This window comes from Oscillospiraceae bacterium NTUH-002-81 (assembly GCA_032620915.1).
In the GTDB taxonomy this organism is placed as follows: domain Bacteria; phylum Bacillota; class Clostridia; order Lachnospirales; family Lachnospiraceae; genus JAGTTR01.
In genome coordinates, this window is the sequence record CP136052.1 from 1,050,714 (window position 1) to 1,077,408 (window position 26,695).

The 26,695-nt window shown below is 51.3% G+C and carries 22 protein-coding genes and 1 pseudogene; 21 read left to right on the plus strand and 2 right to left on the minus strand.

Going from position 1 to position 26,695, the window contains the following annotated elements:
* The first annotated feature begins 99 nt into the window (after positions 1–99).
* The 5 genes from RJD28_05060 (at position 100) to RJD28_05080 (ending at position 5,949) form a co-directional block, all read left to right on the plus strand.
* The gene (locus RJD28_05060; GenBank protein WNV58882.1) at positions 100–588 is read left to right on the plus strand and encodes a type III toxin-antitoxin system ToxN/AbiQ family toxin; all 489 of its coding nucleotides are present in this window, start codon (positions 100–102) and stop codon (positions 586–588) included.
* A 245-nt stretch (positions 589–833) separates the two neighbouring features.
* Positions 834–2,687: a transcription termination factor Rho gene (rho, locus tag RJD28_05065; GenBank protein ID WNV58883.1), complete on the plus strand. Its 1,854-nt coding sequence runs from the start codon at positions 834–836 to the stop codon at positions 2,685–2,687.
* A 36-nt stretch (positions 2,688–2,723) separates the two neighbouring features.
* Positions 2,724–3,440: a YoaK family protein gene (locus RJD28_05070; GenBank protein ID WNV58884.1), complete on the plus strand. Its 717-nt coding sequence runs from the start codon at positions 2,724–2,726 to the stop codon at positions 3,438–3,440.
* A 146-nt stretch (positions 3,441–3,586) separates the two neighbouring features.
* A complete protein-coding gene (eutH, locus tag RJD28_05075; protein ID WNV58885.1) occupies positions 3,587–4,663 on the plus strand; it encodes an ethanolamine utilization protein EutH in 1,077 nt (358 codons plus the stop codon).
* A gap of 146 nt (positions 4,664–4,809) precedes the next feature.
* Complete coding sequence (locus tag RJD28_05080; protein ID WNV58886.1) at positions 4,810–5,949, plus strand: ethanolamine utilization protein EutH; 1,140 nt, start codon at positions 4,810–4,812, stop codon at positions 5,947–5,949.
* Positions 5,950–6,041: 92 nt separating this feature from the next.
* Here the strand turns inward: RJD28_05080 and RJD28_05085 are convergent, their stop codons facing one another.
* Entirely contained in the window at positions 6,042–7,109 is a 1,068-nt protein-coding gene (locus RJD28_05085) for an ethanolamine utilization protein EutH (GenBank protein ID WNV58887.1), read from the minus strand.
* Positions 7,110–7,327: 218 nt separating this feature from the next.
* Here RJD28_05085 and ilvD point away from each other — a divergent pair, with 218 nt between their 5' ends.
* Together ilvD and RJD28_05095 are read left to right on the plus strand one after the other, a co-directional pair.
* A complete protein-coding gene (gene ilvD, locus RJD28_05090) occupies positions 7,328–9,010 on the plus strand; it encodes a dihydroxy-acid dehydratase (GenBank protein ID WNV58888.1) in 1,683 nt (560 codons plus the stop codon).
* A gap of 68 nt (positions 9,011–9,078) precedes the next feature.
* Positions 9,079–9,300 carry a tautomerase family protein gene (locus RJD28_05095; protein ID WNV58889.1) on the plus strand — a complete coding sequence of 74 codons (222 nt, stop codon included), beginning with the start codon at positions 9,079–9,081 and terminating at the stop codon, positions 9,298–9,300.
* Positions 9,301–9,529: 229 nt separating this feature from the next.
* On the opposite strand, the gene RJD28_05100 is transcribed toward RJD28_05095, so the two are convergent.
* Positions 9,530–10,525 (minus strand): AraC family transcriptional regulator, encoded by a 996-nt coding sequence (locus RJD28_05100; GenBank protein WNV58890.1) that lies wholly within the window; start codon positions 10,523–10,525, stop codon positions 9,530–9,532.
* 320 nt (positions 10,526–10,845) lie between these two features.
* On the opposite strand from RJD28_05100, the gene RJD28_05105 reads away from it, so the two are divergent.
* The 14 genes and pseudogenes from RJD28_05105 (at position 10,846) to radA (ending at position 26,507) form a co-directional block, all read left to right on the plus strand.
* Positions 10,846–11,508: a hypothetical protein gene (locus RJD28_05105; GenBank protein WNV58891.1), complete on the plus strand. Its 663-nt coding sequence runs from the start codon at positions 10,846–10,848 to the stop codon at positions 11,506–11,508.
* A 77-nt stretch (positions 11,509–11,585) separates the two neighbouring features.
* A complete protein-coding gene (locus RJD28_05110; GenBank protein WNV58892.1) occupies positions 11,586–12,473 on the plus strand; it encodes a dihydrodipicolinate synthase family protein in 888 nt (295 codons plus the stop codon).
* 229 nt (positions 12,474–12,702) lie between these two features.
* Entirely contained in the window at positions 12,703–13,158 is a 456-nt protein-coding gene (locus tag RJD28_05115) for a flavin reductase family protein (protein WNV58893.1), read from the plus strand.
* Positions 13,159–13,296: 138 nt separating this feature from the next.
* Entirely contained in the window at positions 13,297–13,626 is a 330-nt protein-coding gene (locus RJD28_05120; GenBank protein ID WNV58894.1) for a cupin domain-containing protein, read from the plus strand.
* 81 nt (positions 13,627–13,707) lie between these two features.
* On the plus strand, positions 13,708–14,331 hold the full coding sequence (locus tag RJD28_05125) for a flavodoxin family protein (GenBank protein WNV58895.1): 624 nt from the start codon (positions 13,708–13,710) through the stop codon (positions 14,329–14,331).
* 250 nt (positions 14,332–14,581) lie between these two features.
* A complete protein-coding gene (locus tag RJD28_05130; GenBank protein ID WNV58896.1) occupies positions 14,582–15,250 on the plus strand; it encodes a hypothetical protein in 669 nt (222 codons plus the stop codon).
* A gap of 25 nt (positions 15,251–15,275) precedes the next feature.
* Entirely contained in the window at positions 15,276–15,779 is a 504-nt protein-coding gene (locus RJD28_05135; protein WNV58897.1) for a YbhB/YbcL family Raf kinase inhibitor-like protein, read from the plus strand.
* A gap of 26 nt (positions 15,780–15,805) precedes the next feature.
* Complete coding sequence (locus RJD28_05140; protein WNV58898.1) at positions 15,806–17,338, plus strand: FGGY family carbohydrate kinase; 1,533 nt, start codon at positions 15,806–15,808, stop codon at positions 17,336–17,338.
* Positions 17,339–17,369: 31 nt separating this feature from the next.
* Positions 17,370–18,713 carry a hypothetical protein gene (locus RJD28_05145; protein WNV58899.1) on the plus strand — a complete coding sequence of 448 codons (1,344 nt, stop codon included), beginning with the start codon at positions 17,370–17,372 and terminating at the stop codon, positions 18,711–18,713.
* A 391-nt stretch (positions 18,714–19,104) separates the two neighbouring features.
* Positions 19,105–21,378: an SH3 domain-containing protein gene (locus tag RJD28_05150; protein WNV58900.1), complete on the plus strand. Its 2,274-nt coding sequence runs from the start codon at positions 19,105–19,107 to the stop codon at positions 21,376–21,378.
* 318 nt (positions 21,379–21,696) lie between these two features.
* Positions 21,697–22,065, plus strand: a complete 369-nt coding sequence (locus RJD28_05155) for a GntR family transcriptional regulator (protein WNV58901.1) — start codon at positions 21,697–21,699, stop codon at positions 22,063–22,065.
* 18 nt (positions 22,066–22,083) lie between these two features.
* Positions 22,084–24,544 (plus strand): annotated as a pseudogene (locus RJD28_05160) (ATP-dependent Clp protease ATP-binding subunit).
* Positions 24,545–24,625: 81 nt separating this feature from the next.
* Entirely contained in the window at positions 24,626–25,039 is a 414-nt protein-coding gene (locus tag RJD28_05165) for an endosialidase (protein ID WNV58902.1), read from the plus strand.
* Between the two features lie 100 nt (positions 25,040–25,139).
* On the plus strand, positions 25,140–26,507 hold the full coding sequence (gene radA / locus RJD28_05170) for a DNA repair protein RadA (protein WNV58903.1): 1,368 nt from the start codon (positions 25,140–25,142) through the stop codon (positions 26,505–26,507).
* Positions 26,508–26,695: the final 188 nt, after the last annotated feature.

Genomic DNA, 26,695 nt, shown 5'->3' on the forward strand with positions numbered 1-26,695 from the left:
CTCGAAAATATTGTTCGCTCACCGGAAGCGTCTAATAAATATCCGGCTCGAAAATTTCGGCCCTGCCGCATGGCAGGGCTTATTTTGTAGGTGATGAATATGATATATCAAGAAGGATACGTTTACCATATTAAAGAGGAATATTTTGAAAAAGTACAGGATTCCAACTTAATGCAGAATAAAGAAGGCGGTACATATCGTCCTACCTTTTACTGTCTGCGTGACAGTAAAACTTCTCTGCTATGGATGGTTCCACTAAGTTCTCGTGTTAAAAAATTTAAAGCAATACACGATAAACAGGTAACTAAATATGGAAAGTGCCTAACAATAGTTTTAGGTGAATTTGATGGAAAAGAAGCTGCTTTTCTTCTCCAGAATATGTTTCCAATCAGAGATTATTATCTTGACCATATACATACTCGAAATAATAATCCGGTTCCTGTTAAACATTCTATTCACAAAGAAGTGACAACCTGTATGAAGAAAATTCGTCAGCTTCATTCCAGAGGCAAAAAAGTTGTATTTCCAGATATTGACCGACTTGAGCAGATTATGCTTGCAGAAGTAAAAGATAACACAGCCGATTAATTTCACGAAAATCTTCCTCCAATTTCCGGAGGACTTCATTGCCGTACTTATCAATTATTCTTTGGTTTAGCATATATTTTGTTAAAATGCACAGTCGTTGACGCTCCAAAATTTCTGTAGTATAATAACCACATCTAGTTTCAATGTCGTTTCAGACGAGATTCCCAGATTAATGAACAGATATCGTTAGCAAGGAAAAGGAAAGGATCATTTCTCTTTTAGTAGAATAAAAGAAAGGAATATGTATGAGAGAAAAATATGAATCGTTATCAGTGAGTGTATTAAAGGAGCTGGCGAAGGCGCGGGGAATTAAGTCCGTGTCTGCCATGAAGAAAAGTCAGGTGATCGAGGCCATGCTTGCCCTGGATGAGAAGGAGGGGGCTCCGGCACAGGAGATGATCGCTGCGCCGGAGAAAAAGGTGCAGGAGGCACCGGCTGCGTCTGCGGAGGCAGATGTTCCGGAGCGCACAGCAGCAAACCAGGAACCGATGGAGCAGGAGACACCGGCAGAGCAGCAGGAACGGGGATACGAACATCCGCAAGGCCGAAGCTACGAGCGGCAGTATGACCGCAGTCAGCCGGAACGCAGTGGACAGGCAGAGCGCGGCCGCACCGGTGACCGGACAGAGCGCCCGGCGGGACGCTATGTGCAGAACCGAACCCGCCGATATCAGCCAGACCGCAGCCAGAGTGATGACAGAACGTCGGAACGGAATTACGAGCGTCCATCAGAGCGCAGCTACGATCGTCCGGCAGAGCGAAATTATGAACGCCAGACCGAGCGCAGTTATGGTTCATCAGAACGGACTGAGCGTGTCTACGACCGTCAGCCAGAGCGCAGCTATGAGCGGCAGCCGGACCGCGTGGCAGAACGGCAGAACCCTTACATGGAGGGCAGTGGGGATCATCAGGAGAGAAGCCAGCAGGAGCGGGAAGAATCTGCCCGTCCGCCCATGTGGGAGAGTGATCTGGACAGCGGCATCATCGCAGACGGCATTCTGGAAGTGATGCAGGATGGCTATGGCTTTATCCGCTGTGAGAACTTTATGCCCGGTGAGAATGACGTGTATGTTTCGCCGTCCCAGATCCGCAAGTTTAATCTGAAAACCGGCGATATCCTGCGGGGCAACACCAGGATCAAGACCCAGGGAGAGAAGTTCAGTGCCCTGCTGTATCTGAAGTCTGTCAACGGCCTGCCCCCCTATGAGGCATCCCGGCGGGCAAATTTTGAGGACATGACGCCGATCTTCCCGAACCAGCGCATCCGGCTGGAGCGGAACCAGAGCAGTGTGGCCATGCGGATCACCGATCTGATCGCGCCCATCGGTAAGGGCCAGCGAGGCATGATCGTATCCCAGCCCAAGGCAGGTAAGACGACATTATTGAAAGACATTGCAAAATCGATCCTGGCAAACTGCCCGCAGATGCATCTGATGATCCTGCTCATCGATGAGCGGCCGGAGGAAGTAACGGATATCAAAGAAGCCATCCAGGGAGATAATGTGGAAGTCATCTATTCCACCTTTGATGAGCTGCCGGAGCACCACAAACGGGTGTCTGAGATGGTGATCGAGCGTGCTAAGCGTCTGGTAGAGCACAAGCGGGACGTGGTGATCCTGCTGGACAGCATCACCCGACTGGCCCGGGCCTACAACCTGACTGTGCCGCCCAGCGGAAGAACGTTGTCCGGCGGTCTGGATCCTGCGGCGCTGCATATGCCCAAGCGGTTCTTCGGTGCGGCCAGAAATATGCGGGAGGGCGGCAGCCTGACCATTCTGGCGACGGCTCTTGTGGAGACCGGCAGCAAGATGGACGATGTGGTGTTCGAGGAGTTCAAGGGAACCGGCAACATGGAGCTGGTGCTTGACCGGAAGCTTTCCGAGAAGCGGGTATTCCCGGCCATCGATATCGCAAGATCAGGAACGAGGCGGGAGGATCTGCTCCTTGACCGGGAAGAGCAGGAGGCCGTGGATATCATGCGCAAGGCATTAAACGGCATGCGCCAGGATGAAGCGGTGGAAAATATCCTGAATCTGTTTGCAAGGACAAGAAATAACCGGGAATTCATCCAGATGGTGAAAAAGACCCGGCTGGTATAAAGAGACAAAAGACGGATTTGTGAGGCGAAGAGGGGAATGGATAAGAGAGAACAGATGTCGGAATCCTTCCGTCTGGGCGTGCTGCTGGCCATCACAGGAGGTTTCCTGGATGCCTACAGCTATGTGGCGCGGGGAAAAGTATTTGCCACTGCCGAGACGGGCAATATGGTGCTGATGGGACTGAACATCGCCCAGGGAAACTGGCAGAAGGTGCCGCATTATCTGATCCCGATCGTCTGCTATGCGCTGGGCGTGCTGGTGGCAGAGCAGATCAAGGGACGGTATAAGAATAATACGGACATCAATATGCACTGGCGGCAGATCGTGGTGCTGGCGGAGATCCTGGTGGTGGCTGTGGCAGCTTTTATTCCGCAGGGCGAATTGGATATCATTGCCAATTCTTCCATTGCGTTTGTTTGCTCCATGCAGGTGGAGAGCTTTCGCAAGGTGAACGGCAATGCCTATGCCACGACCATGTGTACCGGCAATTTACGAAGCGGGATGGAACATATTCACAAAATGCTGTTCCAGAACAACCGGGAATCAAGGAAAGCGGCGCTGGAATACTTTGGCATCATTGCTTCGTTTATCTTCGGCGCCATGGTCGGCGTGTGGACGGCAGACCGGTGGCAGGGGGCGCGCAGCCCTTGTCTGCTGCGGTTTTCTGGTGGCGGTATTTGCCATTATGTTTGTCCGGGAAGAGAAAACCCAGGAAGAGGAACAGAGAGAAGCAAAAAAATATCAATAAAATAACGATTATCAAAACGCAAGATCTGCAATGCAGACCTTGCGTTTTTTAATGTACATTTTCACGATTGGGCACGATAATATGCATAGGAAAAGGATTGGAAGAGCAGGATTTGAAATGTCAAAAAGCAAGTAATAGGAGGAAATAAAGGATGATATCCTGGATTGTTGCAATCGGTGTGCTGGTGGGGATGGCAGATTCCCTGACAGGAAATCACTTTAAAATTGGAGAAACGTTTCAGAGAGGATTTCGTCTGATCGGTTCTATGATGATATCGATGGCGGGCATTATGGCGCTGGCGCCGGTCATTGCAGGGTGGATCGCGCCGCTGATTTTACCGCTGTTCCGGCAGCTGCAGATGGATCCGTCGATTGTTTCTATATTAATGGGAAATGATATGGGCGGATACCAGATGGCAAAATCTCTGGCAGAAGACCACCAGGTGGGGATGATGCTGGGGGGCATCACCGCGGGCATGTTTGGTGGAACACTGACATTTAGTATTCCGCTGGGATTTTCTCTGATTCAGGGGGATGCGAGAAAGTCTTTTTCCAAAGGAATGCTTATTGGCATTGGCTGTATTCCGGTAGGCAGCATTGCAGGTGGGTTAGTGCTTGGAATTGCACCATCCAAAGTGTTGTGGAATAATATTCCGGTATTATTTTTGACCGTCCTGATTGTTTTGGGATTTGTGTGTATGCAGGATCGGCTGGTAAAAATCATGGAAATATTTGGGAAAATTATTGAGTGGACAGGTACCATTGGCATTGGAATCGGTGCGTTTACCTATCTGACCGGAATTGTGGTGATTCCGGGAATGCTGCCTATTATGGATACGATGCAGACTGTGTGCGGAATGACCGTTACGATGATCGGAATGTTTCCTGTGCTGGAAATATTCCGAAGGGTTTTCCAGTCTCTGCTGGATCATATTGGCAATCTGGTAGGCATGGGGGCAGACGGATGCAGTGGGATCATCTTTACGCTGGCCAGTGCTGCACCGGTATTTCCTATGTTAAATGACATGAATGAGACCGGAGCAATTCTCAATGCAGCCTGGATTGTGGGCTGTGCAGCTACGTTTGGAAGTCAGATGGGATTGATCATGAGTATTGGGTCAGAATATATACCGGCATTTTTGATGGCAAAATTTGCCTGCGGGTTTACAGCTCTTGCTGCGGCAATTTTTTATACTTGGCACGCAAACAAAAATAAAGCAGAAAATTAAATAAGAGCAAGATATTTAATGATAAAAGCAAACAAAGCATCAAATAATCGAGTATAATCCAATCTGCAAGAAGAAAGTAGATCAAAAGAGGCAGCAAGGTATCAAAAAGGGTACCGAAGAAGAGATGCTGCAGAAAGGGCAAAAATATGGATAAGATCATTACGGTATTGATTGCAGTTGGTATTTTAATTGGCGTAACAGATACGCTGCGGGGCAATAAATGGAAGCTGGGGGAGAAATTCCAGCAGGGCTTCCGTCTGATTGGTTCCATGATGATTTCCATGGCAGGCATTATGACCATGGCACCGGTCATTGCACTGGTGTTAAAGCCGGTGGCAGTGCCGCTGTTCACCAGACTTCATATGGATCCTTCCATTTTGAGTATTCTGCTGAGCTGTGATATGGGAGGCTATCCGCTGGCTATGTCGCTGGCGCAGAACGAGAAGATCGGTCTGATGCTCGGTGTAGTGACAGCCGGTATGTTTGGCGGCACTTTGACGTTCACCATTCCGCTGGGCTTTGGCCTGATTGAGAAAGAGGATGTGCCGTGGTTTTCCAGGGGAATCCTCATCGGCGTGGGGTGTATCCCGGTGGGCAGCATTGTCAGCGGTCTGCTTTTACAAATTCCGGTAAGAGAAGTGCTTTGGAACAGTCTTCCGGTGCTTTTGATGTCTGTGCTGATCGTATATGGCATGTGCAGAATTCCAGAGAAGATGATCTCCATCATGGAGAAGCTGGGACGAGCCATTGAGTGCCTGGGGCTCATCGGTATCGCAGCAGGCAGTATGGAATATCTGACCGGATGGGAGATCATCCCGGGTATGGAGCCGTTGATGGATTCCATGCAGGTGGTCTGCCAGATCACCATTACCCTTATCGGCATGTTTCCGGTGCTGGAGCTGTTTACCCGGATTCTGAAGAATCCGCTGAACCGGCTGGGGGATAAGGTGGGACTGGATGTTACCAGTGTGTCCGGTATGATTTTTTCCCTGGCAAGCTCCGTTCCGGTGTTCTCTCTCATGAAGAATATGACCAAGAAGGGCATCATCGTGAACACCGCCTGGATCGTTCTGGTATCCGGCATGTTTGGCAGTCAGCTGGGACTGGTACTGGGAATTGGCGATGGCCTGCTGATGCCTTATATGATTGGAAAGCTTGCGGCAGCAGCGGTTGGCGTTGCGGTATCCCTGGTGGCAGCGAGAGCTTATGAGAGGGAGACAGTTGCGGATGAGAAACCATACCTGGATGTTGCACCGTTTAGCTACAGCAGATACGACAACAGATAAAAAATTGCGGAGATAAGAATAAAAGATCCCCTGATTTCTATCCTGGTTGACTATGATAGAGGTCAGGGGATTGTTGTTTTATTGTATAACAATCATGATTTATAAAATCTGCAAGCCAACACCACACCCAGCAGTCCCCCGGCAATCTTCCCTACCGACACAGCCAGCAGGTAATCGGGCTGCACGCTGGCGGTGAAAGCCAGATGATCGCCCAGGGCCGCGGTGGCGCACACCAGCCAGGCGGTGTTGAGCACAATCCCCTTTTTGGACATGTTTTTCATATTTTTATACACCGGCACGGAGTTGGCCAGAGAAAACACCAGACCGGAGACACTTTCCTCATCGATGGACAGCAGTCGGGCCAACTGCCCCAGGGGCCGTTTTAAAAGGGCGATCAGCAGATGCAGGAAGGGGAAGGTTCCAAGCAATGTGATGCCGCAGGCGGACACGGTGGCCATGGCATCCATGATGGGGGACATGCCGGGGATCAGGGTGACGCCGGTGAGATATTCAAAGGCTGCTGCAATGAGGCCGATATACGTCAGGGCGGTGATCAGTTTGCCCACAAACAGGCAGCAGCGGATGGTCTGGTGATAGAAAAATTTCAGGCAGATCACCAGCAGCAGGGACAGCAGAAGCACCGGCACGGAGTTGCGAAGGAGCATGCCCATGGGAAAACCGGCCAGCAGGCCGCCCACCAGGCTTCCGAAGGGAATGGTGATGAACCCGATCAGCAATCCGAAGGAGAATACCTCTTTATCTTCCTCGCGCAAAATATGAAAGGCCACAGGAATGGTGAAAACCAGCGTGCAGCCCAGCATGGATGCCACGAAAAGGCCGGAATACAGACCGGCGGCCTCGGACTCGCACAGCTCCATGGCCAGGGCATAGCCGCCCATGTCGTTGGCGATGAGGATCCCCACCAGAGACGGATCCAGACCGAACAGATGAAAGACAGGACGCAGTGCCGGGGCCAGAAATCCGGCCAGCACCGGTGCCAGGCAGAGCATGCCGGTCATGCCCAGCGCCAGCTCGCCTAGTGCCTGAAAGCCCTCATCGAAGGCACTTCCCAGCTTCAGATGATTTCCGGTGATACGGTCGATGCCGCCGATCAGCGCGGAAATCCCCATGATCCATAACAATATCTGATTTGCACCCATTGGCAATCCCTCCCTGTATTTCTCTATGATTACTGTAGCATTTTTGGACGGCCCGTGACAAGGAAAATAAAAAGGAAAAGCAAGTAATGTAATCCTACACGCAAACGTAAAGAATGTAAGGTGATGAGCAAAAAATATGATTTACACACAAAAGCAAAAAAGGTATGCTAAAAACAACATATGATAATCAATTACAGAATTACAGGAGGTAATTTGGGATGGAGTTTACACAGAAATATTTCGAGGGTAACAGCGCAGCCCACGCAAGAGCGGTATACAAGGGCAGCGGCTATGATCCCACAGAGCTGAACCGGCGTCCGCACATCGGCATTGCCAATACATTCAGTGAGAATTCTCCGGGACACGCACACCTGCGTCAGCTGGCCAATGCCATCAAGGAGGGCATCTGGCAGGCAGGCGGTATTCCCTTTGAGTTCGGTGTTCCCTCTACGTGCGCGGAGGTTGCCATCGGCAGCGAGACCATGTGTATGGACCTTGCCATGAGAGATCTGGTGGCAGGCGGCATCGAGGTGGTCAGCAGCATTCAGCATTTTGACGGCCTGGTTCTGTTGTCCGGCTGTGATAACATCGTTCCGGGAACTTTGCTGGCAGCTGCCAGACTGAACATTCCCACCATCTGCTGTACCGGCGGCCCCATGCTGGCAGGATGCCTGAATTCTCAGCAGTTCATGCTCTGTGATGTGACCGAGTTCTGCTACGGCAAGGCTTCCAAGGGAGAGGCAACACCGGAAGAGGTGCTGGCAGCAGAGACAAGCGCATGTCCCACCATGGGTGCCTGCCCGAATATGGGAACGGCCAACACCATGCAGATCCTGACAGAGGCACTGGGCATGACCTTCCCCGGCGCAGCGACGATCCCGGCTGTTTACACCGATAAGATCCTGAGCTGTCGTGCTATGGGACGCAGAATCGTACAGATGGTATTTGAGGATCTGAAGCCCTCCGATATCATCACCAAAGAGGCACTGGAAAATGCAGTCTGCATGGATCTGGCCATCGGCGGAAGCACCAACGCTCCCATGCATCTGATCGCCCTTGCCAACGAGCTGGGTATCGAACTGTCCCTGGATGATTTTGAACGGTTCAACCGAATCACACCCTGTATCGTCAATATCAAGCCCAGCGGCAAATATACTGTGGATACGCTGCATTATCTGGGCGGCGTGCCTGCCATCTTCAAGCAGATGGAGCATCAGATCCACACCGAGTGCCTGAACGTATCCGGCCAGACACTGGCGGAGATTCTGGAAAAAGCACCTTCCAAGTCCAATGATATCATCAGAAGCCAGAAGAACCCCATCTCTCCGGACGGCGGTCTGGCGATCCTGAAAGGAAATCTGTCTCCGGTGGGCGCCGTGATCCGTTCTTCGACGGTTCTGCCGCAGATGCATCACTTCATCGGTAAGGCAAAGGTATACCAGAGCGACAGAGAGGCTCATCAGGCTATTATCCGCGAGGAAGTAAAACCGGGCGACGTAGTCGTTGTCCGCTATGTGGGACCGGTAGGCGCACCTGGTATGGTTGAGGTTATGGAAGCTACCGAGGGTATTGTAAATTTAGGCCTGGACGACAGCGTGGCACTGATCACAGACGGCCGTTTCTCCGGATTCTGCCATGGCCCTATCGTCGGACATGTATCCCCGGAGGCTGCTGTGGGCGGACCCATCGCACTCATCGAAGAGGGAGACCTGATCGAGATCGACATCGACAACCGGAAGCTGGAGCTGAAAGTGCCGGAGGAAGTGCTGGAAGAGAGAAGAAAACATCTGGTACTGCCGGAACCCCGCATCAAGAAAGGCTTCATGCGTACATACGCAGACAACTGCCTGCCGCCGGAAAGAGGCGCAGCAATGCAGAACTGGCTGAAAGAGAAGAAATAAAAATATATCAGGATGCGTTGAAGAAGCTTCAACTGCATGAAAACGTTTTCAGAAAGGGAGGGTAAAATATGCCCCATATTACCGTAGAGATGCTTCCGGGACGCACCCCGGAGGTGAAGAAAGCCATTGCAAAAGAAGTGATGGAGCGGGTAGCACCCCTGGCGAAAGTGCCTGCGGACAGCATTACCGTGACCATCCACGACATTGCGAAGGAAGACTGGAATCAGGTAGTGGAAGAACGGAACCATAAGGATGAGGAACATCTTTACACCTACGAGTCCGTCAAGTAAAAAAACAGAGTTATAAAAAATAAGAAAAGCGCCTGTTCTGTGGCTGGTCAGATGATTATGTCGCGGGATGGGCGCTTTATTGATATATGCTTATATGGAACCATGAGAATTGCTGCGATAGTTTGAAAAACTTGGAAAGAATGTCTTTCATGGCTTGAAAATTGACCGCAAGAAAAGAGCCTTTTACAGAAATATAAACATTCTGCAAAGGGCTCTCTTAGTTGTCATTTTAGGGCTCATCATCCAAATTCTCGTCTCCGAAATCTTCATCCTCCTCATTGAGGACATCGGTATCCGCAGGCCGCTTGATGACGCCGGTGGCCTGGAGCTGGATGAGCGCTTCGTCGCCCTGGGTCAGCAGAATCTCCCGGTAGTCTGCTGGGTTGATACCGACGATCTGGCGGAAGCAGCGGTAGAAATGGTTGTAGTTGTTGAAACCGACTTCCTTGCTGATGGTCTGGATGGAAGCATCCCCGGCCAGCAGCAGCTTGGCATTCTCAATCCGCTTGGAAACGATATATTTGTTCAGCGTCGTACCGGTATTTTTCTTGAAGATCCGGCACAGATGGTACGTGCTGAAATTGGTCACCTCGGACAGCTGTTTCAGCGACAGATCCTCGGCAATGTGCTCGTCGATGTAGCGGACAAGCGTTGTCAGCGTGGACATGTGCAGAGAATCGGTGGGCGCGATCTGCGTCTCCGTATAATAGATGTCATACAGCTGAGCGATGATGCCGAACAGCAGAGACTGCTCCAGGAAGCGCTTGCCGTGCTCCATATCCTTTAAACGCACCTCGAAATCATGGTACATCTGCAGGAATAGCTGCTGCTGGTGCTCGGTCATGTGCATCAGCGGATAGTTCCGATTGCTCTTATTATAAATATTGAACAGATTGGAATGCTCCGAGCAGATGAACAGCATCAGCGTCGGGGAGATGGAAACGCAGTAACGGTCATAATGTTTTTTGTTGTCCATCTGAATATAATGCGAGTCGAACATGTTGATCAGGAAGACATCCCCGTTCTTGGGCTTGTACATCTCGTCTCCCAGCATGATGGTGCCCAGAGGCTCGTCCTTTGTTTCCGGGTCGTTATTAAAATAGAACTGTGCTTCATAAAAGTCGTGATAATGATACCCTTCGGTAAATTCTTTATGTGGTGTTCTTCTGACGATGGAATAGTCACCTACATAGCTGTTGGCGTGTGACCAGAATATCGCTGCCATGAATATCCCTCCTCAATAACAAGATGAGCAATAAGTAAGCAATATATGTAATGCTTCGACCTGTATATTATTTACGATAATATGAAGCGCATGAAATGTCAAGTAAAAGTGTGAAAAAAACAAAATATGGGGTATAGATTTCACAATAAATACAGGAAAACAAGGGAAGACAGATAGAATGCAAATGGCGGAAGCAAGATATGTGAAGGTAAACACAAAGTACTTCATCGACGGATGGCCATCTTGGTGATAGTATACAGTTAAACAATAAATGCAGACTTAATCAAGTCTGACGGGGGAGAAGGGAGAGGTGTTGAGGAATGTCTGAGCTGATCGTCATGCTGACACACAACGATGTGACAGTGCCGAACGCACTGGAAGTATTTACAAGCTGTAGAGACCTTCCGGTGAAGTATTGGGGCTTCAAGGATCATGGACTGGAACCTGCCGCGATGAAGCAGCTGGTGGACGTGATGAAGGCCAATGGGAAGACTACATTTCTTGAGGTAGTAAGTTACACAGAAGAGGAATGCATGAGAGGTGCAAGACTTGGCGTGGAATGCGGATTTGATTATCTGCTGGGCACCCTGTATTTCGACAGTGTATATGAATATGTAAAGAAAACGGATCTGAAGTATTGCCCGTTTGTTGGAAAGGTATCCCAGACACCGAGTATTCTGGAGGGAACGGTAGAAGAGATGCTTGCCCAGGAAGCAGCATTTGCGGACAAGGGCATTTACGGCACCGATCTTCTGGGCTACCGCTACACAGGGGAGAACGTGGACGAGTTCTGCGCCGACTTTGTAAAGGGAGCGAAGCATCCGGTCTGTCTGGCAGGAAGCATCGGATCGGAAGAGAGAATCGAGAAGGTCAAGAAGATGAACCCCTGGACATTTACCATGGGAAGCGCACTGTTCGCCAAGAACTTTGTGAAAAACGGCACTTTCCGGGAAAACCTGGAATATGTCATCAACCTTTTATAAAAAGAAGCGTTTCCGTATTTTAAACAAGTGAGTCATTAAAATTCAAATATCAAAAACAACAATGGAGGTAGAAAGAAATGAAGAAATCAATCGTATTTAAGGGAGTATATCCTGCACTGATCACACCTTTCAAGGCTGACGGCAGCATGGATCTGGAAGGCTTAAAGGCTAACGTAAAATACTACATGAGCGTTGGCTGCGCAGGTGTTGCATTCAGTGGTTCTTCAGGAGAGCATGCATTCCTGACAAGAGAAGAGCGTATCGCTGGTATCAAGGCTTGTAAGGAAGTCATCGGCGACGGCAAGATCATTGCTGGTGCCGGCGCACAGACAACAGCAGCTACCAAGGAGCTCGTTCAGGATGCAAAGGATGCAGGCGCAGATGCAGCACTGGTTCTTTCCCCGATCGGCAACACAGACAACGATGGTATGGTTGCTCACTTTACAGAGCTGGCAAAGGTTGGTATCCCGATGGTTCTTTACAATCATCCGGCTGCAACAGGCATCAACATTGACTTAGAGCTGTTTGAGCGCCTGATCGCTATCCCTGAGGTAGTTGGTATGAAGGAGACATCCGGAAGCCTTCCGCTTGCAGCAAGCATCTTAAGAAAATACAGCGCAGATGACATCACCCTGTTCACAGGCTGCGACGACCTGACACTTCCTGCATTCTGCGTAGGATTCCAGGCAATCATCCTTGCAACCGCTAACGTTGCACCGAAGCAGGTAATCGAGATGATGAACCTTGTAAACGAGGGCAAGATCAAAGAAGCACAGAAGATCTACTGGAACCTGGCTCCTCTGACAGCTACCATCGGCGACGAGAACAAGTTCCCGGCACTTCTGAAGAAGGCTGTTGAGCTGCTCGGCATGCCTGCTGGCGATCCGAGAATGCCTGTTCTTCCGGCTACCGCTGAGGAGACCGCAAGAGTAGAAGAGGGTCTCAAGATCGCAGGCCTGAAATAAGTCAGACATCCTATAGAAGTTTCACATAAGAGATTTCATAGTTATTCATTTCCTTCCTGAAGGTGCTCACAGGCGTGGGCACCTTCTTTGACGGGATGAGCAAGATAGGAAAACTAAGATCAATATATGTAATATTACAGACAAAGTATATCATAGAAAAACACAACAGACTATAGTAAAATGAGGGGAAGATTGGAAGCAGTGTGTCCACTGCGGAGAGGAGAAGACCATGGGAAAAGATTATATGAATGCGATCACACAGGGGGTTTATGTGATCGGAGCGAAAAACGGTGAGAAGAAGAACCTGATGACAGCTGCATGGCTGACACAGATTTCCTCCAGACCGAACCAGATCCTGGTGGCTGTCAGCGCCGGACACTATACAGCAGAGATGCTGCAGAACAATGCACATTTCACCATTTCCGTTCTGGCAAAGGGCCAGGAGGAGGTTGCCAAGGCCTGCGGTTTTGTATCTGGAAGAAATGCAGAGAAGACAGAGCTGGTAGCGTGCATCTATGACGAGAAGGACTGCCCGATCGTGAAGGATTCCGCTGCATACATGATCTGCGAAGTGAACAAGGTTTACCAGCTGGGTGATCACGTACTGTTTGCGGCAGAGGTGCTGGACGGCGAGAACAGCGGCAAGGAGCCGATGGTATATCACAAGGCAGACTTTTTCGGTTAATTAAGATGAAAATGCGCACGGACAGACGCTGTATGGGAAGATATCCTGCCATGAGCCGAAATGATTGGCGGCACAGCGGCGATCTGTGCCGTGTGCAAAAATGGATATAATATGCTATGATAAAAGGAGGGTTCATTTATGAAAGTAATCAGAAAACTGGACAGCAGAGTGTTCCTGGACGGCCCTGAGGTATGCAGAGAATATGTGGTGACACCGAAGATTACCTTTGGTTCCTCTACCCTGCAGCCGGGACAGACCGGCGGCATTGACCCGGGACATCCCAACGGCCATGAAGTATTTTTCGTCAGCCGCGGCACCGTGCTCATGCACAACACGGCAACCGATGAATACTATGAGCTGCATGAGCAGGATATCATTCTCGTATATGAGGGAGAGCCTCATGAGCTGACCAACATCGGCACAGAGCCGGCAGTCATCACATGGAGCTGCGCACCGAGAACCGACTGATCCGGCAGGGTCTGATTCGATCCCGGTTTTTATATGATAGGAAAGTTCGTCCTATCATAATATAGGAAGGAGTAAGAAAAGATGAAAGTATTGCTGATTAACGGAAGCCCGAATGAAAAGGGATGTACATGGAGAGCACTGAAGGAAGTGGCTGACACACTGGAAAAAGAAGGCGTGGAGTCTGAGATCCTTCATATTGGAAAGAAGCCCATCGGCGGATGTATTGGCTGCGGCGGATGTTCCAAGAACAACGGACGCTGCGTATTTAACAACGATCCGGTCAATGAGGTGCTGGACAAGATGGAGACTGCGGACGGCCTCATCGTCGGCTCTCCGGTTTACTTTGCATCTCCCAACGGCGCCCTGATCTCTCTCATGGACAGAATCTTTATGGCAGGCGGCAATTTCCGCTTCAAACCCGCAGCCTGTGTTGCTTCTGCAAGAAGAGGAGGAACGACAGCAACACTTGAAGTCATGAACAAGTACTTCCTGATGTCTGAGATGCCCATCGTTTCTGCCAACTATTGCAACATGGTACACGGCCATGAGGCAGCAGAGGTAGAGAAGGACGAGGAAGGCTTACAGATCATGCGCACCCTTGGAAGAAACATGGCATTTATGCTCAAATGTCTCAAGGCAGGCGCAGATGCAGGCGTTGCAAAACCGGAGAAAGAGGCAAAGATCAAGACCAGCTATATCAGATAAGCGACAGCTATTTATAATAGGTAACGATTTTTTGGAAAAAGGATTTCCCATCAGGCAGTGTCAGAGGACAGATATTGCCGCGGGGAATCCTTTTTTTTTTTTTACAGAAAACATTCATGCAAAGAAATGCAATGTGTCAGCCAAGTTAGCTAATGTACTTCCATGACAGAAAAAGGTAAAGTAATATCAACGGGATATGAGAATATCCGAAAATATGCAAACATGCTTTAAAGAGAAGGAGAGAGCAAAAATGGAAAACAGACCTGAATTAATTGTCATGCTGACACATAATGATGTAACAGTGAAAAATGCAAAGGAAGTATTTGAGGAGTGCAAGAACTCCAAAGCAAACTTCTGGGGCTTCAAAGAAGTAGGTATTCCGCTTGACGAGATGAAAGAGCTTTACAGCTACATGAAGCAGTGCGGCAAGACCACATTCCTTGAGGTTGTTGCATACACAGAGGAAGAGTGCATGGAAGGTGCCAAGATGGGTGTTGCTTGTGGCGTAGATTACCTGCTGGGAACCCTGTACTTTGATTCCATCAACGACTACTGCAAAGAGAACGGCATGAAGTACCTTCCTTTCGTAGGAACCATCGAGGGCAGACCTTCCGTTCTGAAGGGAACCATGGAAGAGATCATCGAGCAGGGCAAACAGTGCCTGGCTAAGGGCGTTGCAGGTTTCGACCTTCTTGGATATCGTTATGTAGGCGATGCTGTAGAGCTGAACCGTCGTTTTGTTGCTGAGACTCCCGCTCCGGTTGTTCTGGCAGGCAGCGTAAACAGCTACCAGAGACTTGACGAGGTAAAGGCAGCTAACCCGTGGGCATTCACCATCGGCGGCGCATTCTTCGAGAACAAGTTCGACGGCACATTCGCTGAGCAGATCGACAAGGTTGTTGACTACATCAACAAATAATCGCATACGCAAAGGAGACGAAAAGATGGGCTTAATTTTAAAATCCGATGCATTTGTAAACGGCGCGATCGCCGGAAAATACGGCAAGGAATCTTCTGACGTGCAGGAGGGCATCCCGCAGCTGTCCTTCCCCATCAGCTGGGAAGGTGCGCCGGAAGGAACCAAATCCTACGCACTGGTATTCATTGATTATGACAACGTCATCGGCGAGGGCTTTATCTGGCTCCACTGGCTGGCAGCAAACATCCCGGCATCCGCAAACGGACTGGCTGAGGATGCTTCCAGAAATGACAAATCCTTTATCCAGGGCAAGAATACCTGGGCATTCCAGCTGGGACTGGACAATCCGGTATGCAACCGTTTCGGCGGCCCGGCTCCGGAGGATCGTCCGCACGAGTATGAGCTGCAGCTGTTCGCGCTGAGCGAGGTGCTGGACTTAAAGGATGGCTATTACTATAACGAATTCTTAAAAGAGATCCGCGGTAAGGTTCTGGATACCGCAGTGATCCGCGGCGTATACAACAACTAATCCATTTGGAGAGCAGGAGGGAAACCATGGGTAAATACATATTAGGAATTGATCTGGGGACAACTTCCCTGAAAGCCGCTGTTTATGACCATTCCGGTACCAAACAGGCGGATGCGGTGATCGAGTATTCCCTGCTCACACCTCAGGCAAATTTTGTCGAGGTTCCCTGTGAGGTTTACATGGATACGATCAAGGAAAGCATGCAGAAGCTGCGCGACAAGGGCGTAGACACGACAGAGATCTCTGTTGTGGGCTTCTCCGTACAGGGAGAGACACTGATGTTGCTGGACGAGGCTGGCAAACCGCTGGACAACGCAGTCGTATGGATGGACAACAGAGGAGGCAAGCAGGCAGAGGAACTCAGAGCAAAATTCGGAGATGAGCTTTGCTATCAGATTACGGGACAGGTAAGCTTCGAGGCAAACTGGCCGGCAGCCAAGCTGCTCTGGTACAAGCAGAACCGCCCGGACATTTTCGAGAAGACGAGACATTTCCTTCTTCTGGAAGACTATGTGATTTATCTGCTGACCGGAAAGTTCGTGGCAGAAGGTTCCCTTCTGACCTCTACGGAGTACTGGGATATCCGGACCAAGAAATACTGGCCGGAGATGCTGGAATATATTGGAATCAAGGAAGAATATCTTCCGGAAGTGCGTGAATCCGGCGAAGCCATCGGTACCGTACTGCCCGAGATGGCAGAGGCACTGGGCATTGCAAAGGATGCCGTGATCACCACAGGCTGCCTGGATCAGGCAGCAGGAGCCATCGGTGTCGGAAACATCCGTCCGGGTATTTTCTCTGAAAATATCGGTTCTGCGCTGGCCATCTGTGTGCCGACGAAGAAGCTCACCTACGATCCCAACCGACAGATGCCGGTGCACTATTTTGCAACACCGGACACCTACATGATGCATACCTTCACCACCGGCGGCATGTGCCTGCGCTGGTTCAGGGATGTGTTCTGCCAGGATGAGATCAGCATGCAGGAGTTGACGGATATTGACGCTTACGATCTGCTGAACAAAGAAGTAGACCGCACACCCGCAGGCGCAGACGGCCTCATCATGCTGCCGCATCTGCAGGGATCTCTGGCACCTGATGTAAACTTGAATGCAAAGGGCGTTTTCTATGGAATGACCCTTCAGCATAAAAAACCGCACTTTGCCCGTGCGATCATGGAGAGCCTTGGCTACCTGATCTGCCGGAACCTGGAAGCCATCGAGGCAATGGGACTGGAAGTGAAGGAGATCCGTACCATGGGCGGCGGTTCCAAGTCCGATACATGGAATCAGATCAAAGCAGACATCACAGGAAAGACACTGAACGTGACTTATTCCTCTCAGGATACCGCATGCCTGGGCGCTGCGATCCTGGCCGGAAAGGCTGCCGGAATCTTCGACGATATCACATCTGCCGTAGATTCTATGGTAAAGATCAGAAAGAGCTTTGTTCCGAATCCGGACAACCGTCATGTATATGACAGACAGTATCTGAAATTCAAGATGCTCTTCAATTCTCTCACCGAGCTGTTCGATGAGGATGCGAAGGACAATGAGTAAAATAAAAGTATAAAAACAGGAGGATATGACAATGGCAAAACCGAAAATGGGTCTTGTAGGACTGTGCAGCCACTTCGAGAGCGGCGGACAGAGACATGATGAGTTAATTTCTTCAGCAGCAAAGGCAATGGAAGCTGCAGGTATTGATGTAGTAGTAGCAAACCGTTCCGTTTGGGATCCGGTAGACGCTATGGATGTGTGTGATCAGTTCAAGGAAGCCGGCATCGAGTCCGTTGCGATCATGTTTGTGACATGGGCTACCGATGATATGCCTTACCTGTTCATCAACGAGCTGAAAGTTCCCGTTCTGTTCTGGGCAGTTCCGTATCCGGAGACCTTCTCCATCGGCTGTGTACAGGAGGCAGGCGGCGTATTAAAGGCTGAGGGCATCCATTTTGAGTATGTATACGGCCTGGCAGACGATGCAGCCCTGATCGCAAAGGTGAAAATGGCAGCAGAGGCAGCACAGATCGTAAAGAAAGTAAAATCCATGCGTATCTGCCTGATGGGACCCCGTCAGACATGGCGTGCAGCTGGCCCGCAGGATATGACCACAGAGGAGTGGGAGTTCTCCGAGAAATTCGGCTCCACCATCATCCATACAAGAATCGACGACGTAGAGGATGCTGCAAGAAATATTCCCGATGCAGATGCAAAGGAAGTATTCGAGAAAGAGCTGAAAGCCATCACCGGTAAGCAGGTCAATGTCAGCGAAGAGTGCCTGCTCTGGATGACCAAGATGTACATGGCTACCAAGTCCCTGGTAGACGCTATGCATCTGGATGCTGTGGCAGCTGAGTGCTATCCGGCATACAGCGGACTGATGAACCAGACAGCTTCCTGGCTGTGCGAGCAGGGCATCATCTGCGATACCGAGGGTGATATCGCTCACGTAGTAGTACAGCAGATGCTCAACATGGCTGCAAACGGCGGCGCTTGCGCACTGGGTGAGATCGGCGCCTTCGACGACAAGGCTGGCTATGTAACCATCTGCCACGAGGGCAGCACCGCTCCGTCTCTGGCAGAGAGCCTTGACAAGGTTGCAGTAAACGCATCCGGCGATATGGGCGCATTTATCGGTGTGCCGATGAAGGCTATGGATAAAGTAACCTACTGCGATATGCAGGGCTTCGCAGGCAACTACCAGCTCTTCGCTGCTAAGGGATCCACCCTTCCGGTAAGTCATGACGAGTGGGTAGAGGCTGGTTCCAAGCTGGTTGTAAAACTCAAAGATGAGAAGGCTGCACCGAGCGAGATCGTTGACAGCATGATCCGTTCCGGCCTGCATCATCACATCATCATCAAAGAGGGCGACTACGTTGCACTTCTGCAGATGGTGGCAAAATATATGAATGTAAAGGTAACAGAGGTTTAAAAACAGACCATTACGGGATACGAAAGGGGAAGAGCGCGGGCTCTTCCCCTTTTCATATTTTATGATAGTTCACACGCGCCATTCGCAAAACCGCATCTTCGATGCTCTCCGCTGCGTTGCAGCTCATTTTTGCTCATAAACTGGCGCTCCCTTCGTAGATTTCTGTATCCAGCCTTTCATGCGAGCATGAAGTCTGGATACATGAATCTACGAGTGAACTATATTCCTTATATTTTTCTTAAAACGGTGCTTTTGGTTGACAGCGCCCCGTAAAACTCACTATAATAGACAATTAGTGAGAAAGAAATAAAGACGACTTAGAAATAAGAAGACACAAAAGCAAATGAGAAAGAAAAATGAAGGAATGTAAATGGAAGGAGCCGAGTACAAGGTGAGAAAGAATACAGCATGGAAGAGAGTGCTCTGCGCAGCCTGTGCAGTGCTGACGGCGGGCGTGATGACTCTTCAGACGGGATTTGTCAGTCTGGCATATCCCAGCAGCGGAACGATCAATGATACAGGAGTGAATATCCGGTCCACATCGGATTCCAGCAGCTCAGATAACGTGATGAAGAAGTCTGAGACGGGCATGGAGGTGTCCGTTCTGGGAGAGGAGACCGGCAGCGACGGCAATACGTGGCTGAAGGTATCCTACAACGACAACGGCACGGAGCGGATCGGCTATATCCGTTCAGATTATGTGGATATTGCCGGGGATACCAATGGCGGTGACGGGCAGGAGGTGCCTGCAGATGGTACCGACGGAGCAGATGGCACACAGGCGGAGACGACTACTTCTGTCACCAACGGCGATAAGAATCCCGACGGTCTGACACCCATTGAGGGGCTGGACGACGGCCTGTCCTGCTATCTGGACGTTGACCAGGCACATTTTTATATCAATCAGAGCTTTACCGATGATATGATCCCGGACGGCTTCTACCGCACGGAGGTAGACTACCGGAACAACCAGATCCAGGTGGTGAAGTCTTATGATATCGAGCTTTATCTCGTGTATCTGACCAGCTATGATGACCAGACCACCTCTGACTGGTATGTGTATGACGCAGAGGCTCAGGGCTTCTCCTACTGCATCAAACTGCAGACCATGCAGGGCAAATACCTGTATATGCTGGATACCTTCGGTGCCGGCCAGATGGATTTCGGCTACGAGGAGACCACACTGGAGATCGACGGCAAGAAGGTACAGGCATGGCAGCTGACCCTGTCCGCCGAGGAAGACCTGACCGGAGAAAACCATAACTTCTATTATGTATTCGGTATCAACCAGGACGGCGACAAGGGGCTGTACTCCTACTATGCCAAGGACGGCACTTACCAGAGAAATATTCTCACCGGCCTGGAGATCGTGGATGACCAGTACCTTTCCACAGAGGAGAACACGAAGCTGCTGGAGTCTCAGGTAAAGGAGCTCAAGCAGAAATACACCGATGATATGTCCAAGCGCTTCACCATCATCTGTGTGCTTATCGTTGTTTGCGTGCTGCTGCTGTTTGTTTCCATTCATATGGCACTGAAAGCCCGCAGACTGTCCGCAGATGTGGATGACGACGAGGACGATGAGGACGACGAGATCGCTGTGAGCCGGGAGGAGAAGAAAGAAAAAGGCCGCGGCCGGAAGCTGTTTGGCAGAAAACGCGACGAAGACGACGAGGATGAGGAAGATGACGACGACATTCTCGCCAGAACCGTATCCGGACAGCAGAATCCGGCTGCTGCAGAAAATACCCGGAAGCCTGCAGAAAATGCCGCTTACGGCCAGCAGCCCGAGGCTGCGACAGCGCGTGGCGGTTATGCCCAGACAGAGACGGTTGTCTATGGACAGCCTGCAGCGCAGGCGGATATGGATGCCGCAGGTGTACAGCAGACCGCTGCAGAGAGCCAGGATATTGATATTACCCCGGAAGATATTGAAGAGTTCAACAACGACCGGATTCCGGTGACATCCTTTGAGGAAACTGCTTCCCACAGCTATGAAGATGATGAGGAAGAGGATGATTACGATTATGAAGAGGACGACGAAGAAGAGGATGAGGATGACGAGGAAGAAGTAAGACCGAGACGCCGCGGATTTTTCTTTGGCCGCCATCGTGATGATGAAGACGATGAGGATGAAGACGACGAGGACGAAGACGAAGATGATGACGAGGACGATGAGGAAGAAGTAAGACCGAGACGCCGCGGATTTTTCTTTGGCCGCCGCCGTGATGATGACGATGAAGATGATGAGGATGAAGACGAAGAGGAAGATGACGAGGACGATTACGACGAGGACGAAGACGAAGATGATGACGAGGACGATGAGGAAGAAGTAAGACCGAGACGCCGCGGATTTTTCTTTGGCCGCCGCCGTGATGACGACGATGAAGATGATGAGGATGAAGACGAAGACGACGAGGATGACGAGGACGACGAGGACGACGAAGAAGAGGAAAAGATGAGCTGGTCCCGTTCCCGGCAGGCAGCTCGCGCAAGAGAGCGTCAGACATCCAGAGAGGAAAAGGCGAATAAGCAGTCCAGAGCTGCGGATTACGCCGAGAAGACCGTTGCAGCCAAGCGCAGCTCCCGGGCACCGGAGCCGGTCTATGGCGCGGATGACGACTTTGATCTGGAGTTCATCGACCTGGACGATGACGATCTGTAAAACGTGCGTCTGACGGGAAAGCAGTGTGTCCTGCGTAAGCGGGAGGCATTCTGAAAACGGATTTTCATGAATTCTTATAAAGAAAGAGAAACGGAGATGGGAGACTGTCTCCGTTTCTTAATTTTATGGGAAATTGGTTGTACCACAAATAAGGCAATGTTTGGATTGGGAATGAATGTGAGAACAGTAGAACTATGGCAGGTGTGGACAATGGATGTGGCAGGAAGCTGGGGGGAATAAAGGAGAAGTACAGGTTTGGGCTTGTCAGTACGTGCGATTTGTGCTATCCTGTGTATAACAAAAGATGGAAGTGATGATATGGTTATTAAGATTGACTTTAACAGTGACGAAGCGCTGTATATGCAGCTGCGGAATCAGATTATCGTGGGGATCGCGACTTCCCAGATTCAGGAGGGGGAATCCCTCCCTTCTGTGCGCCAGCTGGCGGATACGGTGGGCATCAACATGCATACCGTGAATAAGGCGTATACGCTGCTGAAGCAGGAAGGCTTCATCAAGCTTGACCGCCGCAAGGGCGCTGTCATCTCGCTGGATGTACATAAGCTGGAGGCGCTGGTGGAGCTGGAGCAGGATCTGCGGATCGTGCTGGCCAGAGGCCGCTGCCACAACATTACCAAAGAAGAGGTACATCAGCTCATTGATGATATTTATATGGAGTATGAATAAGCAGGAGGATCAGACCAGATGGATTTATATACATCAAAAGCTGCAAATGCATTAAAATATGCAGGAAAAGTTGCAAAAAAAGCTCCATCACAGCTACATAGGATCGGAGCATATCCTGTTGGGACTGCTGCGGGAGACCGACAGCATGGCGGGAACGATCCTGGACGGATACGGCGTCTATGAGGAGAAGATCCGGGAGCTGATCAGCCAGCTCATCGCGCCGGAGGCGACGCAGGCGGTGATGGACCCGGATGGATATACGCCCCGGGCACGTCGGGTGCTGGAACGGGCGGCGCAGGAAGCACAGGCGCTGTCTTCTGCCCAGATTGGCACGGAGCATCTGCTGCTGGCCATCCTGAAGGAACAGGACAGCGTGGCGGCCAGACTGCTGAATACCGCAGGCATCGATGCCCAGAAAATGTACATTGACCTGCTGACGGCCATGGGGCAGGAGGTGCGGGTCACCAGAGAAGATCTGCGGGGCGGCAAGTTTTTGCGGGATGCCGCTGCAGGCGGTGCCACTGCCACACCCACCCTGGATGCTTACAGCAGGGATATCACGGAACTGGCCCGGGACGGGAAGCTTGACCCGGTCATCGGGAGAGAGAATGAGATCCAGCGGGTGGTACAGATCTTGAGCCGCCGGACGAAGAACAACCCCTGTCTCATCGGAGAGCCTGGCGTGGGCAAGACGGCCATCGTGGAAGGACTGGCTGCCAGGATCGTATCCGGCGATATCCCGGACAGCGTGCGGGACAAACGGCTCGTCAGCCTGGATCTGTCCGGCGTGGTGGCGGGCAGCAAATACCGGGGTGAGTTTGAGGAACGGATCAAGAATATCATTTCCGAGGTCACTGCTGCGGGCAATGTATTGCTGTTTATCGACGAGATCCACACCCTCATCGGCGCCGGCGGTGCCGAGGGTGCCATTGATGCCTCGAATATCTTAAAACCGTCTCTGGCCCGGGGAGAATTGCAGCTCATCGGTGCGACGACGGTGGAGGAATACCGGAAATATATTGAAAAAGATGCAGCCCTGGAGCGCAGGTTCCAGCCGGTGAATGTGGAAGAGCCCTCCGAGGCCCAGGCCATCCTGATCCTGAAGGGGCTGCGGAGCCGTTATGAGGCGCACCATCACGTGAAGATCACGGATGGTGCGGTGGAGGCAGCTGTGCGCCTTTCCGGCCGGTATATCAATGACCGGTTCCTGCCGGACAAGGCCATCGACCTGATGGACGAGGCGGCTTCCAAGGTGTGCCTGTACGGTTTTTCCAGACCGGACAGCCTGAAAAAAATAGAGCAGCAGATCAAAGATGCCAGAGAAGCCAAGGAGCAGGCCATCATCGCGGAAGACTTTGCACAGGCCGGGGAACTGCGCCGGGAGCAGCAGGAGCTGGAAGCGAAGAAAGAGAAGCTGGAACGCCGGTATGCCAGAGACAGCCGGAAGAAAGAGCGGATCGTGGATGAGAATGAGATCGCAGCTGTGGTTTCCGAGTGGACGAAGATCCCGGCCCAGCGTCTGTCTGAACGGGAAGGGGAGAAGCTGCGCCGTCTGGAAAGTGCCCTGCACAAGCGGGTCATCGGACAGGAGGAAGCAGTCAGTGCCCTGGCCCGGGCGGTAAAGCGGGGCCGGGTAGGCTTAAAAGACCCCAACCGGCCCATCGGTTCCTTCTTATTCCTGGGGCCTACCGGCGTGGGCAAGACCGAACTGTCCAAAGCACTGGCAGAGGTGCTGTTTGGAAGAGAGCAGGCCATGATCCGGGTTGATATGTCGGAGTATATGGAGAAACACAGTGTGTCCAAGCTCATCGGTTCTCCTCCGGGCTACGTGGGCCATGAGGAGGGCGGTCAGTTGTCCGAGAAGGTGCGCCGCAATCCCTATTCTGTCATTCTGTTTGACGAGATCGAGAAAGCCCACCCGGATGTGTTCAACATCTTACTGCAGGTACTGGATGACGGCCATATCACCGACTCTCAGGGACGGCAGGTCAGCTTTAAGAATACGGTCATCATCATGACGTCCAACGTGGGCGCCCAGGAGATCATGGCGCCGAAGAATCTGGGCTTCATGTCCCAGTCCGATGAGAAGAAGGACTACGAGAAGATGAAGGGCCGCGTCATGGAAGAGGTGCGCCGCATGTTCAAACCGGAGTTCCTGAACCGGATCGACGAGATCATGGTATTCCATCCGCTGAACCGGGACAACGTGCGCAAGATCGCCGGGCTCATGCTCACCGAGCTGACGAAACGCTGCCAGGAGCAGATGAACATCACGCTGCTCATCCGGGATTCTGTGAAAAACGAGATCGCGGACAAGGGCTTCGATGAAAAATACGGGGCAAGACCGCTGCGGCGGGCCATCCAGAACCGGATCGAGGATCCGCTGGCAGAAGAAATCCTGGCCGGGCGTGTCAAAGGCGGGGATACTGTGGCAGCAGGCATGGCCAAAGGTGCTGTGAAATTTTATGTCCAGCCCTGATGATTTTTGTGGATTCCTGACGAATTTATGGTATAATAAAGAAAAAAAACAACCATAGGCAGAAATGGGAGGATTGACGAAATGTCAGTAATTAAGGAACTTATCCGCACAGAGAACAACGGCACGATCAGCTTTGGCAACTATGAACTGGCGGAGAAAGCAAAGCTCGGCAATTATGAGTACGAGGGAGATTTGTATAAGATCAAGACTTTCCGCGAGATGACCAAGCTGGAGAGAAATGGATTATTTGTATATGAGTCCGTGCCGGGAACGACTGTGGAGAATTTCACGGAGACCGAGGCCGGTGTGGAGTTTATCGTAGAGAGCTGGGAGGATGCACAGATTACCTTAGGTCTGGAGGCAGATACCGAATACGAGGTATTTGTGGCCGGTGAGAGTGCAGGCAAGATGAGCACGAACCTGGGCGGCAAGCTCAGCGTTGGCGTGGAATTGTCCAGCACATCCCGGGTGGACGTGAAGGTTGTCCGGGTATAAACAGCAGGCGAGATATTTCTAAGAATAGAAATTGATGAAAAGTATGAGGAAGGGCGGATCAGACAAGGGTTCGTCCTTCTTTTCAATTAAAGGAGAAATTATGGCGAAAAGCAGAGCAAGTGTTTATTTTTGTCAGAACTGCGGGTATGAATCGTCCAAATGGATGGGCCAGTGCCCGGGGTGCAGGGAATGGAATACTTTTGTGGAGGAGAAGGCACCGGAACTGCCGGGAGGCAGCTATGGCAGTGCAGACCCGAAAGCCCGTCCGGTGAAGCTGGAGGATATTGAGATCCGGGAGGAAGACCGGATCAGCACCGGTATGAAGGAGCTGGACCGGGTGCTGGGCGGCGGCATCGTGCCGGGCTCCCTTGTACTGGTGGGCGGCGACCCGGGCATCGGCAAATCCACCCTGCTTTTGCAGGTGTGCTGCAATCTTTCTCATAAAGAAGGAAAGATCCTCTATATTTCCGGTGAGGAATCGTTAAAGCAGATCCGCATGCGGGCAGACCGGATCGGTAAGTTCGGCGACAGCCTTTCTTTATTATGTGAAACGAATCTGGACACGGTGGAGCAGGTGATCCGCAGGGAAAATCCCCAGATCGTTATCATCGACTCCATCCAGACCATGTTCCGGGAGACGGTGAGCTCGGCGCCGGGCAGCGTATCCCAGGTGCGGGAATCCACGGGCATCCTGCTGCGCATCGCCAAGGGGCTGGGCATTGCCGTGTTCATTGTGGGCCATGTGACGAAAGAGGGCGTGGTAGCAGGCCCCCGGGTGCTGGAACATATGGTGGACACTGTGCTCTATTTCGAGGGCGACCGCCATGCCTCCTACCGGATTTTACGGGCGGTAAAGAACCGTTTCGGCTCCACCAATGAGATCGGCGTCTTTGAAATGCAGGGCAGCGGTCTGGCGGAGGTGGAAAATCCTTCGGAATATATGTTGTCGGGCAAGCCGGAGGGCGCGTCTGGCTCGGTGGTGGCCTGCTCCATGGAGGGTACAAGACCGATCCTGCTGGAGATCCAGGCGCTGGTCTGCCAGACCTTTTTCAATATTCCCAGAAGAACGGCGGCGGGCACCGATTTTAACCGGGTGAATCTGCTGATGGCGGTGCTGGAGAAACGGGCGGGGCTGGCGCTTTCGGCCTGTGATGCCTACATCAACATCGCAGGAGGCGTGAAAATGAACGAGCCTGCCGTGGATCTGGCCATCGTCCTGGCCATCGTGTCCAGCTTTCAGGATCGACCCATTGACGAGAAGACGGTAGTGTTCGGAGAAGTGGGATTAAGCGGCGAGGTCCGGGCGGTGAACATGGCGCTGGCCCGGGTACAGGAGGCGAAGAAGTTGGGATTTACCCGGTGCATCGTTCCCCAGGTGTGCATGGAGCAGCTGAAGGAAGTGAAAGGCATCGAACTGGTGGGCGTGCGCTCAATTCAGGATATTATCGGGAAAAACCGTTTGTTGTAAAGTATTTTGCATTTTTTTACATACAATGCGGGAAAAAATGCTGCGGATGTCGAAAAATGCGGGAATTATGGGAAACAGGCCGCGTTTGACGGCGTGTTCGATTTTTGCTATAATCAAACTATCATCGAAAATGTTGTTGTAGAAGGAAGTTGTATGGGGACACAGGCAGACAGCTTGGATGATGGAGG